The following is an 18011-nucleotide window of genomic DNA, read 5'->3' as shown; positions in this document are numbered from 1 at the left end:
CTATGCGGTACGTTACCCTATTAATTATTAGCATGTTAACAGTGCAATTAAGTTTCTCTCAAATCAATGAAATTGGTGTTTTTGTGGGAGGGAGCAACTTTATTGGCGATGTTGGCGCAACCGATTATATCTCACCCAACCAAGCAGCATTTGGAGGAATTTATAAATGGAACAGGAGCGCGAGACATTCTTATAGAGTGTCCGTGATTTTTAGCGAATTAGAAGGTATCGATGCAAATTCAGACGATCCTAGACGCCAACAACGCGGTTATAGTTTCAACACTAATATTTTTGAAGTTTCGGCAGGTATGGAATTTACGTTCCTAAACTATAATTTACACAACAGAAAACCCGTAGCAACTCCTTATTTATATACTGGAATTAGCCTTGCAAGTCACGATAACAATTATTTTAATAATGGGGTTTTAACTTCAGAAAACACCAAAAGTTGGGCATATGGCATACCGATGGCTCTAGGTTTTAAAATGCGCTTTATAGAGAATTTTATTCTAGGGATCGAAGTTGGCGCACGCTACACACTTTCAGATGAAATTGATGGTAGTATCCCTGATTCCGAATTTAGAGACACCTTCCAATTTGGGAATATAAATAATAATGATTGGTATGTGTTTTCAGGAATTACCTTAACTTACACATTTGGCGAGAACCCTTGTTATTGCGTTAACTAATGGATTTAAAAGACAACATACTACTTGAAGCGCTACCAAAACACATTGCCATTATTATGGATGGTAATGGTAGATGGGCAAAACAAAAGGGGTTGCTCAGAGCTTTTGGACATGAAAGTGGCACCAAATCGGTAAGACAGGTTGTAGAAGCCTCTACGGAATTAGGGGTACCCAACCTAACACTTTATGCATTTTCAACCGAAAACTGGAACCGCCCTAAACTAGAGGTAAAAACATTAATGAAGTTATTGATTTCTTCATTAAAGAAAGAAATAAAAACACTCCAGGACAATAACATAAAATTAACAGCCATTGGCAATTTAAGTTTACTGCCATCCAAAGTAAACAAAGAGCTTAAGGAAGTTATGGAGTGTACAAAAGACAACAGTAGAATGACTTTAACCTTGGCGCTAAGTTATGGTTCTCGAGAAGAACTGTTAAACGCCGTTAAAGAAATTAGTAATAAAGTTAAAAATAACATAATTTCGCCCGAAATTATTGATGAATCAATTATAAATAAGCATCTTTACACGCAAAATTTACCAGACGTGGACTTGCTTATTAGAACAAGCGGCGAACAACGTATTAGTAATTTTTTGCTTTGGCAAATAGCGTATGCCGAACTGTATTTTACGGATACACTTTGGCCAGATTTCACAAAACAAGATTTGTATAAAGCTATTATAGAGTATCAAAAAAGAGAAAGACGATTTGGGAAAACAAGTGAACAACTTAGCTAATACATTTTTATTGAAAACTTACCTAAAACAATGTATTGCAGTATTAGTTATTGCGTTTAGCTTTGCGCTTCATGGGCAAGATCTACAGTACGATAACGGTAAAAAATATACCCTAGGAGGTGTTTCTGTTTCTGGTAATACAACTTTTAACGAGCAAACTATTGTTGCATATTCCGGTCTAAGAAAGGGAAATGAAATTACCATTCCTGGTGAAGACATTGCAAATGCCATAAAAAAACTTTGGAACTCTAAACTCTTTAGTGATATTGAAGTCTTCCTTACAAATATTGAAGGAAATACTGCTTTTTTGGAAATTCACTTGTCAGATTTACCCCAGTTAATTGATGTCAAGGTTACGGGTGTAAAAAAAGGTAAAATTGAAGGTATTATAAAAGACAACAAGCTTAAAAAAGGCACAAAAGTTACCGAAAACCTTATTACTACTACTAAAAACTTTTTGGTTAAAAAATATAAAAAAGACGGATTTTACAATGCTAAGGTCCATATCAACACCGTAGAAGTAAAAGATTCCATTGAGAAGGCTAGAGTAAATATGGTGGTTGCCATAGATAAAGGTGAAAAAGTAAAAATCAAGGATATTACTTTTGATGGGAATACTGCCCTAAAAGATAAGGTGCTTAGAAAAGCAATGAAGAGCACGAAAAAAATCAATAGATTACGAATTTTAAAACGTTCTAAATTTATAGATTCTGCATATCAAGCAGATTTGTCTAGTGTTGTTGACAAATATGCAGAAAACGGTTATCGCGATGCGCGCATTATTTCTGACAGTATTAGCGTTGAGGGCGATAAAACCATTTCAATTCATCTTAAATTAGAAGAAGGCGAGCTTTATAAATTTGGGGACATCAAATTTATAGGCAATACGGTTTATACAGACCAGCAATTAAACAGGTATCTTAGAATTAAGAAAGGAGAAACCTATAATGGTGTGCTCCTAGAAAAGCGAATTCAAGATAACACAAAACCAGATGGTGATGATATTGCGAATTTATACCAAAACAATGGCTATTTATTTTCATCTATAAACCCAGTTGAAGTAAGCGCAGATAATAACGTAATTGATATGGAAATACGAATTTCCGAAGGAAAACCAGCCTATTTCAATGATGTATCTGTTACTGGAAATGATAAAACAAACGACCACGTTATATACAGGGAATTAAGAACGCGTCCAGGGCAATTATATAGTAAAGCCAATGTGGTACGCACGGTTCGTGAATTAGGGCAATTGGGCTTTTTTGATGCCCAGGAAATTTCGCCTAACTTCAACAATCCAAATCCTAATGAGGGCACTATTGATATGGAATATTCGGTTAAAGAAACTGGATCTAGCCAAATAGAACTTCAAGGTGGTTATGGTGGCGGTGGTTTTATTGGAACGCTAGGTTTATCTTTCAACAATTTTTCTATTAAAGACCTTTTTAATAAAGATGCTTATAAGCCAATCCCGATGGGTGATGGTCAAAAATTGGCATTGCGTTTACAAGCAAGTCGTTTTTTCCAAACCTATAGCTTTTCTTTTTCTGAGCCTTGGTTAGGTGGTAAACGTCCAGTACAGTTTTCAGCATCACTTTCCCATACCAAACAGTTTTTGTTTAACCCTTTAACAAGGGGCGCAGATAAAAGCAAAAGTTTTAATATTACAGGTATAACTTTAGGGTTGGCAAAACGGTTGAGTGTCCCGGATGATTATTTTACGTTATCTCAAGCATTGAGTTATCAGGTTTACGATTTAAATAATTACAATACAGGTCTTTTTACCTTTGGTAATGGTAGCGCTAAAAACTTATCTTATACCGTAGGTTTAAGTAGAAACAATACAAGAGTAGATCCCATATATCCAACAGGAGGTTCAAATTTCTCCGTTACCGCAAAACTATCTATTCCTTATTCTCTATTTGATGGTGTAGATTATTCAGCTTTAAAACAAGAACGAACCGATAGTCAAACTATTATTAACGACACTTCTAATTCTGAAGCGGATAGAATAGCTGCTAGTGAAAGAATAGGTCAAATAGACCAAGAGCGTTTTAAATGGTTAGAATTCTACAAAGTAAACTTTAAAGCAGATTGGTACACCGAGTTAACAAAGGATTTGGTATTAAGACCAAGTGTTGAATTTGGCTTTCTAGGAGCTTATAACAATGATAGAGGTGTGATTCCTTTTGAACGTTTTTTCCTTGGAGGAGATGGTTTAGGTAATTTTTCTTTAGACGGCAGACAAGTGGTGCAATTGAGAGGATACCCTAATCAATCCCTATCAAGCCAAGATGGTAGTAGTGTTTACAATAAGTTTTCATTAGAGTTACGTTATCCTGTTACTTTAAAAGCTTCAGCTAAAATTTATGCTTTAGGTTTTATGGAAGGAGGGGCTTCATATAACAGTTTTAGAGATTTTGATCCATTTACCATTAAACGTTCTGCAGGTTTAGGTGTGCGTATTTTTATGCCAGCATTTGGTTTATTAGGTATAGATTTTGGACATGGTTTCGACTCGATAGACGGTACTGGTGTTAAGAATGGCTGGGAAACTCACTTTATAATTGGTCAACAATTTTAAGCGATAAATTAGTTTTGGCACGATATTTTCTAATAACACTTTGATGATTTGAATGAGAATTAAAATTTTTAAGATTAAATTTCGTTAATTTTGAAGATACAATTCGAAAGAGAGACAGAAAACATGAAATCATCTGTCGTTTTTGGAAATTATAAATTATAAAAATAGAAACACAGATGAAAAACAAAGTTCTTTTTTTATTGACCTTAGTAGTTATGCTGAGTATTTCGGTGCATGCGCAACGTGGTGTGCGAATAGCATATATTGATACAGAATATATTTTAGAAAATGTTCCCGAATATCAAGAAGCCATGGGGCAGTTGGATGACAAAACCCAAAAATGGAAAAATGAAATCCAAGGTAAAATTTCTGAGATTGCTCAAAAACGTAAAGATTTAAGCAATGAAAAAGTACTTTTAACTAAAGAGCTCATAGACGAACGCGAAGAAGATATTGCTTTTGAGGAAAAAGAAATACTCGATTATCAGCAAAAGCGTTTTGGACCAAATGGCGATTTAATGATCCAACAAAAACAGTTGATGCAGCCTATTCAAGATCAAATTTTTGCAGCAGTTCAAGATATGGCGGCAAGTAGAAAGTATGATTTTATTTTTGATAAATCCGCTGATGTTGTGATGCTATACTCTGCAAAACGATTCGATATAAGCGAGCAAGTTTTAAGAGCCATCACACGGTCTTCAAAAAGAAGGCAAGCAAAGTCTAAAGCAGAAAAGAAAGCAGCGGAAAATGAAGAAGCGGTTCCAGAGATTAATTATGAATTGGAGGAACGCGAAAAAGCACTGGAAGAAAAAAAACAAGCGCGCGAAAGTGCAGTTGAAAAACGCAGACAAGAAATATTAGCAGCTCGTGAAGCCAAGAAAGCAGAAGCAAATGCAAAGCGCCAAAAGATTTTAGAAGATCGTGAAAAGGCAAAACAAGCAAAACTAGATGCTCGAAATAAAACAATAGCCACTCAAGATGATGTTGAAGAAAAAAATGAAGAAACAGCAAAAGAAGAAACAACAACTAGCGCTCCTGCAACCGAAACAAAAACGAGAGCTCAATTAATTGAAGAAAACAGACAAAAAAAATTAAGGGATAGAGCTGCACGTAAAAAGGAATTAGAAGCGAGAAAACAAAAAATATTGGAAGACAGACAAAAAGCTAAGGATAGCTTGAGAAATAATTAAATTAAAAACTATAACACATTAATACTATTTTAAAAATGAAACATTTAAAAACAATTTTATTAGCAACTGCTTTAAGTATAGGAACCATCAGTTTTTCTGGTGCTCAAAGTAAGATTGCACATATAAACACACAAGAATTGATTCAAGCAATGCCTGCTATGGAACAAGCTAAAGCGCAATTGGAGACACTTTCTAAAACATACCAAACTGAATTACAAGCTTTGGGTGCCGAGTTCCAAAAGAAAGTGCAACTTTATGATTCTGAAGCAGCTACAAAAACTAAGGAAGAAAACACAAACCGTGCTAAAGAGGTGCAGACTATGGAGCAAAGTATCCGTGAGTACCAACAAAAAGCGCAACAAGATTTACAGAAAAAAGAGTTCGATTTATTAAAGCCTATTACTGACGACGCAAAAGCAGCCATCTTAAAAGTAGCTAGAGCGCAAGGTTTTGATTACGTATTGGATTCTTCTCAAGGCGTTACCATCATGGCAGATGGCAAAAACTTATTGGATGACGTAAAAAAATCTTTAGGAATATAATTAAAAGTATAAATTCCATTCCACCTTTCCCTTGCGGAGGTAGGAATTGCCAAAAAGCAATTCCGGATGGGAAAAAAACAACTTACTTAAAGCTGCTTTTAACGAAGCAGCTTTTTTTATGTAGTAAACTTTCATTACACTTAATCGTAATGAAATAGTTGAACTTATACTGATGAAAATCAGGATCTCTTTGTATATCTTAGCAAGGTCTAAGTTTTTTTAATAAATGAGTAACAATCCTATTGGTATTTTTGATTCTGGCGTTGGAGGCACTTCTATTTGGAAAGAGATCCATCAGCTCTTACCCAATGAAAATACTATTTACCTAGCCGATAGTTTAAACGCCCCTTATGGATCAAAAGGGTCTGAAGTAATTACTGAGTTAAGCATTAAAAACACAGAATTACTGTTAAGTAAAAACTGTAAACTTATTGTTGTAGCCTGCAATACAGCCACTACTAATGCCATTGATTACCTAAGGAAGAACTTCGACGTTCCTTTTATTGGAATTGAACCTGCTATAAAACCTGCTGCATTAAATACGAAGACGAATGCTGTTGGTATTTTAGCCACTAAGGGCACTTTGACAAGTGCTTTATTTTCTAAAACTTCTGGAATGTTTGCGAGCCATATTAAGGTTGTAGAGCAAGTCGGCGAAGGGATCGTTGAACTTATTGAAAGTGGAAAATTACATTCGGATGAAATGAAAGGGCTTTTATCGGAGTATTTAAAACCCATGATTTCTGCGAATATAGATTACTTGGTTTTAGGCTGTACACATTACCCTTATTTAATTCCGATGTTAATAGAATTATTGCCTAATCATGTTAAAATCATAGATTCTGGAGAAGCGGTTGCTAGACAAACAAAAGCTATTTTAGAACAACATAATGTCTTGAATACATCGATTTCAAAAGTGAAAAATGAATTTTTTACCAATGGGAATGTGGATGTTATGGCAACACTTTTAGGTTCTAAATTTGATGTTGAATATCTGGAGTTTTAATTGAACCAATATCGCTTATGAAATATAAAGAAATAAGTTTTTTATACTTGTTAATAACGATTCTGATATTAGGATGTGGAAACTCTGAAAAAAAAGAGACAAAAAAAGCTATTAGTTCAGATTACTACGAACTAGTTAATGATTGGCCTAAATTACCAAACAGTTTCACTCTAGGCAGTCCTACAGGATTGGGACTCGATACTAACGGGAATATTATTGTCTTTCATCGTTCTGGAAGAGCATGGGATTCTATGCCTATTTCTCACCTACCCTTGATTACAAAGAATACAATATCAACAATAGATGCTAAAACTGGAAAAATCATAAAATCTTGGGGAAAGAATTTATTCATAATGCCTCACGGACTTGAAGTTGATAATCAGAATAATATTTGGGTTACCGATTGTGGACTTCATCAAGTTTTTAAATTTGACTCAAATGGAAATTTACTGATGACTTTAGGCGAAGCAAAAGTTTCTGGAAATGATGCTGAACATTTTAATTTACCTACAGATATTGCTGTTGCAAAAGATGGTTCGTTTTATATAAGTGATGGTTATGAAAATAGCAGAATAGTAAAATTTTCAAAGGAAGGGAAATATTTATTTGAATGGGGCAAGTTTGGAAATGAAAAAGGAGAGTTTAATATTCCACACGGAATTGATTTAGATAATGAGGCCAATGTTTATGTGGCTGACCGAGAAAACAATAGAATTCAAAAATTTGATGCCAAAGGAAATTTTATTGCTCTTTGGCAGAATAAAATAACTGAACAATTATATTCTGTCACTATTGATAATAAGAACAACCATCTGTTTGGAATAGATTATATGACAGTTAATGATTCTATTGTAAAAGGTTCTGATATTTTTCGCTTTGATTTGAACTTAAATCAACAATTACAATTTGGAAGAACTGGATTTTATGATGGCCCAATTTCGAGATATCACGACATTTTAATTGATAATGAAAGAAGTATTTATGTTGGAGATATTTTAGGCAACAAGGTTCAAAAATTCAAATTAAAGAAAGGCGAATAAAATAAAACTTACGCACAACATACGGATACTAAACTAACCGCAAACTGGAGACTGCTCATCCAGACATACCCGCGTTAGGGATTGTAGCGGCATCCTTTTTTATGAAAACAGAAAAACAGTTATCTTGACTACTTGTATTTAACAGATAGCCACGTCCTTCGTCCTACATTGACGCTTAAAAAAGACCTGCCCTTGTGGTAACGCCCAACTATTAGAAACTCTTGATAAGATTCTGAAAACAAGTTCAGAATGACAAGTCACTCCTTAAACCAACTAGAATATTTGATATAATTATCGGCAATGCGATTAATTTCCCCTGAAATTAACTCTTCACTTACATCTTTTACCTTTTTAGCGGGTACGCCTGCAAAAATACTTCCTGCCTTTACTATCGTATTTTTTGTAACCACGGCACCCGCGGCAATGATACTGTTACTTTCTATAATGCAACCATCCATAATGATACTGCCCATACCCACCAAAACATTATCGTGAATAGTGCAGCCATGAACCAATGCATTATGCCCAATTGAGACATTATTACCTATGGTTGTTGGCGCAGTTTTGTATGTGGCATGTATAACGGCACCATCCTGAACGTTTACTTTGTTACCCATTTTTATAAAGTTTACATCACCACGAACTACGGCACTAAACCAAACACTACATTGATTTCCCATGGTGACCTCTCCAACTATCGTGGCGTTTTCGGCAATGAAACAATCTTCTGGGATGATGGGGGTTTTTCCTCTTACTGGTATTATTACTGGCATATTTTATTCCTTTTTTCATTCCCTTGAAGAAGGGAATCTCATTGTATAAATTTAGTTAATTTAAAAAGATTCCCGCCTTCGCGGGAATGACAAAAAAATCACTTGAAATAAGACAACAACCCAGATTTCTTTGAAGCCGAAACTACAACCTCTTTTCCATTACTCAAAACAACACTTCCTCCTTTACCTTTTTGGTATTTTACCACTTCATTTACGTTTACAAGATAAGATTTATGCACACGTGCAAAACTTGAATCTCTTAAAGCTTCTTCAAAATACTTTAAAGTTTTACTTACTATTTTCCGTTTGTTATTGTTGAGATAGATTTCGGTGTAATTGTCATCGGCTTTACAATATAAAATATCGGCGGTGTTCAACACCTCGAACCCGCTTTGTTGTGGGATGGTAATTTTACCATTTATTGTCGCTATTTTAGGTACTAGTACCTCATCTTGTAATGCATTTTCCTTGGTTTTTATTTCGGTTACGTAATCTACTGCTTTTATCAATTCATCTATAGAAATTGGTTTCATCAAATAGTAAGAAGCATGTGCATTTAATGCTTCTATGGCATAATGATTATAAGCAGTTACAAAAATAGTTTCAAAATCTACATCGCCTACTTTTTCCAATAAATCGAAGGCATTTCCATACGGCATTTCCACATCTAAAAACACGAGATCTAAATCGTTATTTCGTATTAACACCAAAGCTTCGTCAACATTTGCAGCTTCTCCTATAACATTAACATTTGGACAATATTTTTGCAAGTAATTTTTTAAAATCTGTCTGCTGGTTTCTTCGTCTTCTACTATTATTGCTGTTAGCTTCATCACAGTATCATTAATTATTTTTTATTTTTATTTTCACAAGAGTAAGAATCCCCTCCCATGGCGGCTAGGGAAGCTTTTTTTAATCCTTCTTCAACGTTACTACTACTTTTGTCCCTCTATCTTCTTCATCTTGAAAATCATCCACAAACACATCAACCTTATCTTTGTACATATTGTTTAAAATAGACACACGCTTTTTAATATTACCCATCCCTTTTGAGTTTTGTTTTTGTTGGTGTTCTGTTTTTAAGGCTTTTGATTTTTTTCGTCCTATGCCATTATCGCTAATCGTAATTCTTATTTCATGGTCGCGTTCTTGAACTATATCAATGCTTAATTGCCCTTTTTCTTTTTTGTAACGTAACCCATGCCATACTGCATTTTCAATATAAGGTTGTAATAGCATTGGCGGAATTACAAAGTCGTCAATATTAATTTTTTCATCTACATTTATGGTGTAGTCGAATTTATCTTGAAATCTGAAATGCTCTAATTGGGTGTATAATTGGAGTAATTCTATTTCTTTTTCCAACGGAATAAAATCTTCTTCGCTATTTTCTAAAACCGCACGCATGAGTTTAGAGAAATCTGTTAAATACTTATTTGCGGCACGTTCATCACTGGAAGCAATAAAACTATTTACTGAGTTTAATGCATTGAATATAAAATGCGGATTCATTTGACTGCGCAGCGATTTTAAAGCCAATAAATTATTCGCCAACCGTTGTTGCTTGATGTATTTAAACATTAAAAATGCGGTAAGCAATAAAAGAAAAACACCACCAATTAAAGAATATATAATTATTTTTTGACGTTTGGATTGCTCAATAGTCAATAAATAATTGCTTTCCGAGAGCTCTCTATCACTCTCCAAACTTGTAATCCTATTTTGTTTTGCGACTAAATCTTTACTAAACCGAGTGGCTTGGGAGATTTCTTGTTCTTTTTTTCTGTACAATTTATCTACAACATCAACATAATCCTGATATGCAGAAAGTGCTTTATTAAAATCCCCCGTTGTTTCATAAACCTCAGATAGTCTTCTGGTGGCATCCTTCTTCACTATTAAATCTTCTCTGGTATCGGCTTCCTCAATACTTTTTTCTAAATATGTAATCGCATTTCCATAGTCGTTTTGTTGTGCATATGCCTTCCCAATTTTATAATTTTGTCGCTGCGAAGTCAATGCGCTTTCATTGTCTAAAATAGAATCATTTTCAATATCACTAATATCTTCTAGGGCTTGTTTACGCAATTCAATTTCTTTGGAATATAGATTGTTACTATTTTTAAAGTCGGCAACTTTGTCCTTTTCTTCTAATGCGCGCCTTTTATTCTGGGTATTGGCAAGTTTTAAAGATTTATCAAAATATTCTTCAGCTTCAGCTAATTCCCCTTTGCTACTTAAAGCTTGAGCTATTTTAGAATTTAAATCGGTTATTTTAGGTGTAATCAAGTGCTTTTGCGCTGTTTTTAAACCTTCTTGATACGCTTTAACAGCAGCATCATATTGATTGATGATTTGATACACATCCCCCAAACCTTCATAAAGCATTACCATTTGATAATTTGAAAGTTCTCGTCTATTCATCCCATGATATTCCTGGATACTTTCCTGGTAATTTTTGTTTTGCTTGTAGGCTTGCGCTAATTTTAATTTGACTTCGTTTGTGCTCGCATTGGTTAAGCTGTTCCTATAATTTGAAACCGCCAAATCTGGTTGTTTCCAATGCCTATAAATGTCACCCAAAACCTCATAGGCTTCTGCATTTTCCTTTTTGGAATTGCTTAACTCTAAAGCTTCGGCTATAAATTGAATGCTCTTTTTTGCATCCTTTTTAAGATAGGTCTCAGCGGAATCGATAAACCAATTAAATTGGGGTTCTTTGGCTTTTTTTGAACGCTTACTGATAAATTTTTCCTGCTCGCTAGGTTCAACTTCTACAGTAATTCGTTCATTACTTTTAATGATATAATAAACCGTTTCAAAATCTTTGTGCCTAATGGTTAATTCATCGCCCTTTCTAGCTTGAATTCTAAATTCGCCGAACATATCTGTAGTTGTGTAAGAGCCACCATTGACTTCAACATTAACATTAGAAATTGGGTCTCGGGTATCTTGTTCAATAACTGAGCCTCTTACCGTAAACTTTGGTCCTTCTTTAGAACTTTTATAATCCTGCGCTTGCAGCACAAAGCCACTAAACATAAGACATATAAACAATATGTATTCAAAATATAATTTCATTTACTTTTTTATAACAGCTAAACTTACGCACTTTCGTTGGTATATTAAAATCGTAAAAGTGAAGAATCTTCACTTTTACTTCACAATTCTCCTTCTTTACACATTCAATACCTGCATTCACTCATTGAAATGACACCGTTGCTCATTCTGCTTTTTTTATGAAATACTTTGATGATAGATTTACGGTATGAATCAAAAAACATTTTTATTATGAAAACTCAAATCAAATTACTCGCATTATTCATTTCAATTTTAAGCTTTACAGCCTGTAACGCAAACAACAAAACCCAAAATATTGCCTTAAATAGCACAGAAATTACGCATCCAGAGCCCAACAAACAATTTATAAAAGTCGCCTTATTGTTGGATACTAGCAATAGCATGGACGGATTAATAGACCAAGCAAAAGCGCAACTTTGGGAAATTGTAAATGAATTGTCTTATGCAAAATGTGGTACTCAAAAACCCAATTTACAAATTGCTTTATACGAATATGGAAACGACAGATTGAATGCTGATGAAGGCTACATAAAACAAGTTTTAGCCTTTAGTGATGATTTAGATGAAATTTCTAAAGAGTTATTCTCTTTGACCACAAATGGTGGTAATGAGTACTGCGGGCAAGTTATTCAAACCTCATTAAACCAATTAAATTGGGGTAAAAATGCCGATGATTTAAAATTGATTTTTATCGCCGGTAACGAGCCCTTTACGCAAGGAAGAGTGAGTTATAAAGATGCTTCTGCGAATGCGAAGGAAAAAGACGTGACTGTAAACACCATTTTTTGCGGCGATTACAATCAAGGAATTTCTACGTATTGGAAAGATGGTGCTGCTTTAACCCATGGCGATTATATGGCTATAAACCACAATAAAGCTACCGTCCATGTTGCCTCGCCTTATGATGATCAAATTTTACAACTCAATATAAAGTTGAATAAAACGTATGTAGCTTATGGACAAAGAGGTAAAGAAAAGCGACTAATGCAAGCCGAACAAGATGCGAATGCAAGTGGTTATAGTAAAGCAAATGCTGTTGGTCGCACGGTTAGTAAAAGTTCACATTTATACAAAAATTCTACGTGGGATTTAGTGGATGCTGTTGAAACCGAAGAAGTAGCAGTTGAAGATTTAGATAAAGAAGCATTACCTGATGAGCTAAAAGGCAAAAACACTACGGAAATAAAAGCATATGTCACTAAAAAGCAAACAGAACGTAAAGTTATTCAAAAGCAAATACAAGATTTAAATGCAAAACGAAAAGCCTATATTTCTGAAAAGAAAAAGGCAACTTCAAATGGATTGGAAAATGCCCTGACAAAAGCCATAAAAACCCAGGCTAAAAAGAAAAAATATACTTGGTGAAACAGGCGTCATTACGAGGAGGCACGACGAAGTAACCTGTTGAATGTTTAGACCTTTTGTTGTTAGGGATTGCTTCACTGCGTTCGAAATGACAAAATCTATTCCTAATTAACCGCAGGACAGTTACAATGATATCGCTCTCTTCTACAGTTAAAGTTATATCCTAAAGTTATTTGGTGGAATCCGCCACTAGTAAAAACCACTTCATTTGTCTGATAGGTATAAGTATATGCAAACATCAATTGATTATAATTAACCCCAATAATTGGCGTAATTTGCTGAAGTTTCTGGCTCTGAACATTAGAACCATTCAAAAATTGCGCACCATCTAAACTTTGACGGTAAGACAACCCTCCCCAAAGTTTACCAAACTCCATTTGTTTATAAACCTTCGCATTAAAATCTACAATAGATTCCTTTGTCCCATCTCTGTACTGAAACATAATAGAGGGTTCGTAGGTCCATTCGCTACCAAATTTCCCAAAAACCCCACCCGCAGACAATAAGTACCTTCTTAGGTTGTCGGTTCTAATTTCAGGATTTATATCGGTATTGATACCATCGTTTTTAAGAATATTTTTAACGGTAGCATGTGCATAAAAATCTAAATAATGGTATGAAAATCCAAAATCAATATTTGGATAGGTGGCGTTTTGGACTATACCATCAATACCAGGATCTGGACCATCAGAAGGAAATGTTGTTTCATCCAGTTGATATTGTATAAAACCAGCACTTAACCCAAAGGACAACATATTTAAATCTACCTCACTTCTTGAAAACATTAAATGATGCGCATACGTAAAGTACGCACCTTTCTGAGAATGATAACCATTTTTATCGGCATATAAAATCGCTCCTATACCAGATTGCGAATCACCTATACGTCCGTTTATACTTAACGTTAATAATTTTGGCGCATCTTCGTGTCCAAACCATTGTTGTCTCCCCGTCATCCGCACCTTTGCGCAATTGGCAGCACCAGCCATAGACGGATGGATTAAATAATAATTATCGGTTAAATAATCGGTGTATATAGGAAGCCCTTCTTGGGCATTAAAGTCTGGAACACATAATATTCCAATCATTAATAATAAAGTATATTTCAATTTCATAGGTTGTAATATCTAGGTAAACTGGTTTCTAGTTAACGCTTCTTTAGCAAAAAAATTACATATATTAAACGCTTAACTAAACTCAAATATATGGATATCTAGGTTTTCTTTTAGTATTTTTGCTAAAAATTAGCTAAAATGAGTAATTTCAAGGTTTCAGTACAGGAAACAACCAACAATGCCATCGTAAAATTTGAGCTCAATCAATTCATTACAAAGCATCAGAGTTTTGAATTCAACAATATAGATGAAGCAAAATCATCTCCTCTAGTCCAACAATTGTTTTATTTGCCTTTTGTAAAAAAGGTATATATCTCCGGTAATTTTATTGCCGTAGAACGTTATGATATTGTAGAATGGAATGACGTACAAGATGAAGTAGCAGAACAAATTGAAGCTTACTTAAACGATGGCGGAATTGTCATGGAAGAAGACGCAGTTGCCATAAAGAAAACGCCCGTTACGGTGTATGCAGAAAGTACTCCAAACCCTTCGGTGATGAAGTTTGTTTCTAATAAAAAAATTGCAACATCTGTTTTTGAATTTACGTCTATAGATGATGCAAAGTTATCGCCTTTAGCAACCGAGTTGTTTCATTTCCCATTCGTAAAAAGTGTATTTATTGAAGAGAATTATGTGTCTGTCACTAAGTATGATAGGGTCGAATGGCAAGAGATTACCATTGAACTACGAGAATTCATTAGAAAATTTCTTGAAGAAGGAAAAGACGTTGTGCTTCCAGGAGCCGAAGAAGCCATGCAAAAAACATCGCCTCAGCTTGACCAAAAATTTGAAGCATTAGATGATATTTCAAAAGAAATCGTAAATATTTTAGAAGAATACGTAAAACCTGCCGTAGCTAGCGATGGTGGAAACATTCAATTTATAGAATACAACGCGGATGCAAAAAGTGTGAGCGTCATGCTTCAAGGAGCTTGTAGTGGTTGCCCGTCATCTACGTTCACTTTAAAAAACGGTATTGAAAATATGCTAAAACAGATGCTTCCAGGTAAAGTAGAAACTGTTGAAGCTATTAATGGCTAAAATAATTTTAAGTGACTTTTCAAGCTTATATGTGTCATAAATTTATTATCTTAATAAGAACTATTTATTAACTTTAAGACATAAAATCATGGCAGTATTAAAAGTAATTGAAATTTTAGCAAATTCAGAAAAAAGTTGGGAAGATGCAACTAAAAAAGCTGTAAAACACGCTTCTCAAAGTGTGAAAAACATTCGTTCTGTATATGTTCAGGATCAAAGCGCAAGTGTTAAGGATGGAGAGGTTACAGACTTTAGAGTGAACGTAAAAATCACTTTTGAAGTAAAATAATTCCTTACTCTTTTAAATTATAGCGTTCATCTCGAAGTGTCGGGACTGAGCGCTTTTTTTATGCCTAATTTTAACTAACTTTGAGTCATGAAGTACACCGCACTATTTTTACTTATTATTTTAATGAGCTGTAAAGGTCAGAATTCCAAACCCATGGAAAATCATAAATATACCAATGCCCTAATTAAAGAAACCAGTCCGTATTTATTGCAACATGCCCATAATCCGGTAGAATGGCATGCTTGGAATGAAGCAACTTTAAAAAGGGCTAAGGCTGAAAATAGACTACTATTAATAAGTGTAGGGTATTCAGCGTGCCATTGGTGCCATGTTATGGAACACGAAAGTTTTGAGGATAGTTTGGTAGCACAGGTTATGAATAAAAATTTCATAAATATTAAAGTTGATAGAGAAGAACGCCCCGATGTAGATCAAGTTTATATGAACGCAGTACAATTAATGACAGGTAGCGGTGGTTGGCCATTAAATGTTGTAGCCTTACCTGACGGAAGACCATTTTGGGGTGGCACTTATTTTCCAAAAGAACAATGGATGGATGTATTACATCAGATTTCAAAAATTTACAACGAAGCTCCTCAAAAATTAATTGAACAGGCAGAAAAAGTTGAAGCTGGTATAAAATCTATGACTATTGTAAAAACAAATACCGATAAACCCGTTTTTGAAAGGTCTTTTATAGAGAATGCTATTTCCAATTGGTCTAAACAATTCGATGCCAATTTTGGAGGTATGAATAGAGCTCCAAAATTTATGATGCCTAATAATTATCAGTTCCTATTGAGATATGCCCATCAAAACAATGACGAAAAATTGTTGGATTTTGTCAATTTAACGCTAACCAAAATGGCGTATGGCGGTGTTTATGATCAAGTTGGTGGTGGTTTTTCAAGATATTCAGTAGATAAAAAATGGCATGTGCCTCATTTTGAAAAAATGTTATACGATAACGGACAATTGGTAAGTCTATATGCGGATGCCTATCTCTTAACAAAAAACGAATTGTATAAAGATATCGTCGAGGAAACTTTAAATTTCATAAAGAATGAAATGACCACTCCCGAAGGTGCTTTCTATGCGTCGTTTGATGCGGATAGTGATACTCCCGAAGGGGCATTAGAAGAAGGTGCTTTTTATGTGTGGCAAAAAGAAGAGTTAAAATCGCTTTTAGGAAATGATTTTGAGTTGTTTTCAGACTATTATAATATTAATAATTTCGGACTTTGGGAACACGGTAATTATGTTTTAATTCGAAAAGATGATGATGCTTCAATTCTAAAAAAGCATCAGCTTACGGAAATTCAACTTAAAGAAAGGAAAACCGAATGGAAATCTATACTTTCTGAAATTCGCAATAAAAGACCAAAACCAAGAATGGACGATAAAGCATTAACCTCATGGAACGGATTGATGCTAAAAGGTTATGTTGACGCATATCGTGTTTTCCAAAATGAAGTGTATTTAAAAGCTGCTGAAAAAAATGCGAATTTTATCATCTCCAAAATCCTAAGAAAAGATGGCGGATTGAATCATACGTTTAAAGAAGGTGAAAGTAAAATTAATGGTTACCTCGAAGATTACGCAACTGTAATTGATGCCTTTATAGCGCTTTATGAAGTTACATTAAATGAAAAATGGTTAACCACGGCCCAAGATTTGGCAAACTATACTTTCGCCCATTTTTATGACGACACGAGCAAATTATTCTTTTTTACTTCAAATGAAGACACCTCGTTAGTGTCGAGAAATATTGTGTATCATGACAATGTTATTCCTGCAAGTAATTCCATAATGGCAAAAAACCTTTTCAAACTATCACATTATTTTGATAATAAAAAGTTCGCGGAATCTGCTATGACCATGCTCAATACTATAAAACCAGAAATGTCCCAATACCCATCCTCCTATTCCAATTGGTTCGATTTAATGTTGAATTACACCCATCCATATTACGAAGTTGCCATTGTTGGAACAAACGCGAAACAAAAGATTTCAGATTTAAACAAAGCGTATATTCCGAATAAACTCATTGCTGGTAGCACCTCAGAAAACGATATGCCTTTATTAGAAAACAGATACAACCCAAAAGAAACCTTAATTTACGTTTGCGTTAATAAAGCTTGTAAGCTACCAGTTTCTGAAGTTGAAAAAGCTATTAAACTACTCAAAAAATGAGCACCTTAACCATTATTTTAATTTCGATTGTAGCTTTAGAACATGTCTATTTTATGTTTTTGGAAATGTTTATGTGGACCAAACCAAAAGGCATTAAAACATTCGGGTTAAAATCTAAACAATTTGCGGAAGACACTAAAGTACTTGCCGCTAACCAAGGGCTTTACAACGGCTTTTTAGCAGCGGGATTACTATTTTCTTTAATCGTCAATCAAAAAAATAGTGCAATTTTCTTTCTAGTATGTGTGACCATTGCAGGTATTTATGGGTCTTACTCAACAAAACAGATAAAGTTGTTTTATGCGCAAGCAGTTCCTGCAATTATTGCGCTTATTTTTTGCTTTATTTAAAATTAATTAA

General features: G+C 34.4%; 16 protein-coding genes. 12 read left to right on the top strand and 4 right to left on the bottom strand.

The window, feature by feature from the left end; all coding sequences use genetic code 11:
• Nucleotides 1-2 precede the first annotated feature (2 nt).
• The 7 genes from ABXQ82_RS07510 to ABXQ82_RS07480 all read left to right on the top strand — a co-directional run bounded on the left by ABXQ82_RS07510 (nt 3) and on the right by ABXQ82_RS07480 (nt 7791).
• Nucleotides 3-689, top strand: a complete 687-nt coding sequence (locus ABXQ82_RS07510; protein ID WP_367057230.1) for a DUF6089 family protein — start codon at nt 3-5, stop codon at nt 687-689.
• Nucleotides 689-1429, top strand: a complete 741-nt coding sequence (locus ABXQ82_RS07505; RefSeq protein WP_367057226.1) for an isoprenyl transferase — start codon at nt 689-691, stop codon at nt 1427-1429. Before ABXQ82_RS07510 ends, ABXQ82_RS07505 begins: the two co-directional genes overlap by 1 nt.
• A gap of 10 nt (nt 1430-1439) precedes the next feature.
• Nucleotides 1440-4013 (top strand): outer membrane protein assembly factor BamA, encoded by a 2574-nt coding sequence (gene bamA / locus ABXQ82_RS07500; protein ID WP_367057223.1) that lies wholly within the window; start codon nt 1440-1442, stop codon nt 4011-4013.
• 176 nt (nt 4014-4189) lie between these two features.
• Entirely contained in the window at nt 4190-5203 is a 1014-nt protein-coding gene (locus ABXQ82_RS07495; RefSeq protein ID WP_367057220.1) for an OmpH family outer membrane protein, read from the top strand.
• Between the two features lie 35 nt (nt 5204-5238).
• Nucleotides 5239-5745, top strand: coding sequence for an OmpH family outer membrane protein (locus tag ABXQ82_RS07490; protein ID WP_367057217.1), 507 nt, complete (start codon nt 5239-5241; stop codon nt 5743-5745).
• A 226-nt stretch (nt 5746-5971) separates the two neighbouring features.
• On the top strand, nt 5972-6751 hold the full coding sequence (gene murI, locus ABXQ82_RS07485; RefSeq protein WP_367057214.1) for a glutamate racemase: 780 nt from the start codon (nt 5972-5974) through the stop codon (nt 6749-6751).
• A gap of 17 nt (nt 6752-6768) precedes the next feature.
• Nucleotides 6769-7791, top strand: a complete 1023-nt coding sequence (locus ABXQ82_RS07480) for a peptidyl-alpha-hydroxyglycine alpha-amidating lyase family protein (protein ID WP_367057211.1) — start codon at nt 6769-6771, stop codon at nt 7789-7791.
• A 257-nt stretch (nt 7792-8048) separates the two neighbouring features.
• On the opposite strand, the gene ABXQ82_RS07475 is transcribed toward ABXQ82_RS07480, so the two are convergent.
• The 3 genes from ABXQ82_RS07475 to ABXQ82_RS07465 all read right to left on the bottom strand — a co-directional run bounded on the left by ABXQ82_RS07475 (nt 8049) and on the right by ABXQ82_RS07465 (nt 11645).
• On the bottom strand, nt 8049-8564 hold the full coding sequence (locus ABXQ82_RS07475; protein ID WP_367057208.1) for a gamma carbonic anhydrase family protein: 516 nt from the start codon (nt 8562-8564) through the stop codon (nt 8049-8051).
• A 98-nt stretch (nt 8565-8662) separates the two neighbouring features.
• Entirely contained in the window at nt 8663-9397 is a 735-nt protein-coding gene (locus ABXQ82_RS07470; RefSeq protein ID WP_367057205.1) for a LytTR family DNA-binding domain-containing protein, read from the bottom strand.
• 79 nt (nt 9398-9476) lie between these two features.
• Entirely contained in the window at nt 9477-11645 is a 2169-nt protein-coding gene (locus tag ABXQ82_RS07465) for a histidine kinase (RefSeq protein WP_367057202.1), read from the bottom strand.
• A 210-nt stretch (nt 11646-11855) separates the two neighbouring features.
• Between ABXQ82_RS07465 and ABXQ82_RS07460 the strand changes: the two genes are divergently transcribed.
• The gene (locus ABXQ82_RS07460) at nt 11856-13010 is read left to right on the top strand and encodes a vWA domain-containing protein (RefSeq protein ID WP_367057199.1); all 1155 of its coding nucleotides are present in this window, start codon (nt 11856-11858) and stop codon (nt 13008-13010) included.
• Between the two features lie 104 nt (nt 13011-13114).
• Here ABXQ82_RS07460 and ABXQ82_RS07455 read toward each other — a convergent pair whose 3' ends face one another.
• The gene (locus ABXQ82_RS07455; RefSeq protein WP_367057196.1) at nt 13115-14125 is read right to left on the bottom strand and encodes a type IX secretion system membrane protein PorP/SprF; all 1011 of its coding nucleotides are present in this window, start codon (nt 14123-14125) and stop codon (nt 13115-13117) included.
• A 138-nt stretch (nt 14126-14263) separates the two neighbouring features.
• Here ABXQ82_RS07455 and ABXQ82_RS07450 point away from each other — a divergent pair, with 138 nt between their 5' ends.
• The 4 genes from ABXQ82_RS07450 to ABXQ82_RS07435 all read left to right on the top strand — a co-directional run bounded on the left by ABXQ82_RS07450 (nt 14264) and on the right by ABXQ82_RS07435 (nt 18001).
• Entirely contained in the window at nt 14264-15169 is a 906-nt protein-coding gene (locus tag ABXQ82_RS07450) for a NifU family protein (RefSeq protein ID WP_367057193.1), read from the top strand.
• An 88-nt stretch (nt 15170-15257) separates the two neighbouring features.
• Entirely contained in the window at nt 15258-15458 is a 201-nt protein-coding gene (locus ABXQ82_RS07445; RefSeq protein ID WP_367057190.1) for a dodecin family protein, read from the top strand.
• Between the two features lie 87 nt (nt 15459-15545).
• Complete coding sequence (locus tag ABXQ82_RS07440; protein WP_367057187.1) at nt 15546-17651, top strand: thioredoxin domain-containing protein; 2106 nt, start codon at nt 15546-15548, stop codon at nt 17649-17651.
• Entirely contained in the window at nt 17648-18001 is a 354-nt protein-coding gene (locus tag ABXQ82_RS07435) for a DUF1304 domain-containing protein (RefSeq protein WP_367057184.1), read from the top strand. The genes ABXQ82_RS07440 and ABXQ82_RS07435 overlap by 4 nt, the downstream gene beginning before the upstream one ends.
• The last annotated feature ends 10 nt before the right edge of the window (nt 18002-18011 follow it).

This window comes from Algibacter sp. 2305UL17-15, from assembly GCF_040720935.1.
Classification (GTDB): Bacteria; Bacteroidota; Bacteroidia; order Flavobacteriales; family Flavobacteriaceae; genus Jejuia.
The sequence above is the reverse complement of the archived record's forward strand: the minus strand, read 5'-3'. Positions and strand labels throughout refer to the sequence as shown.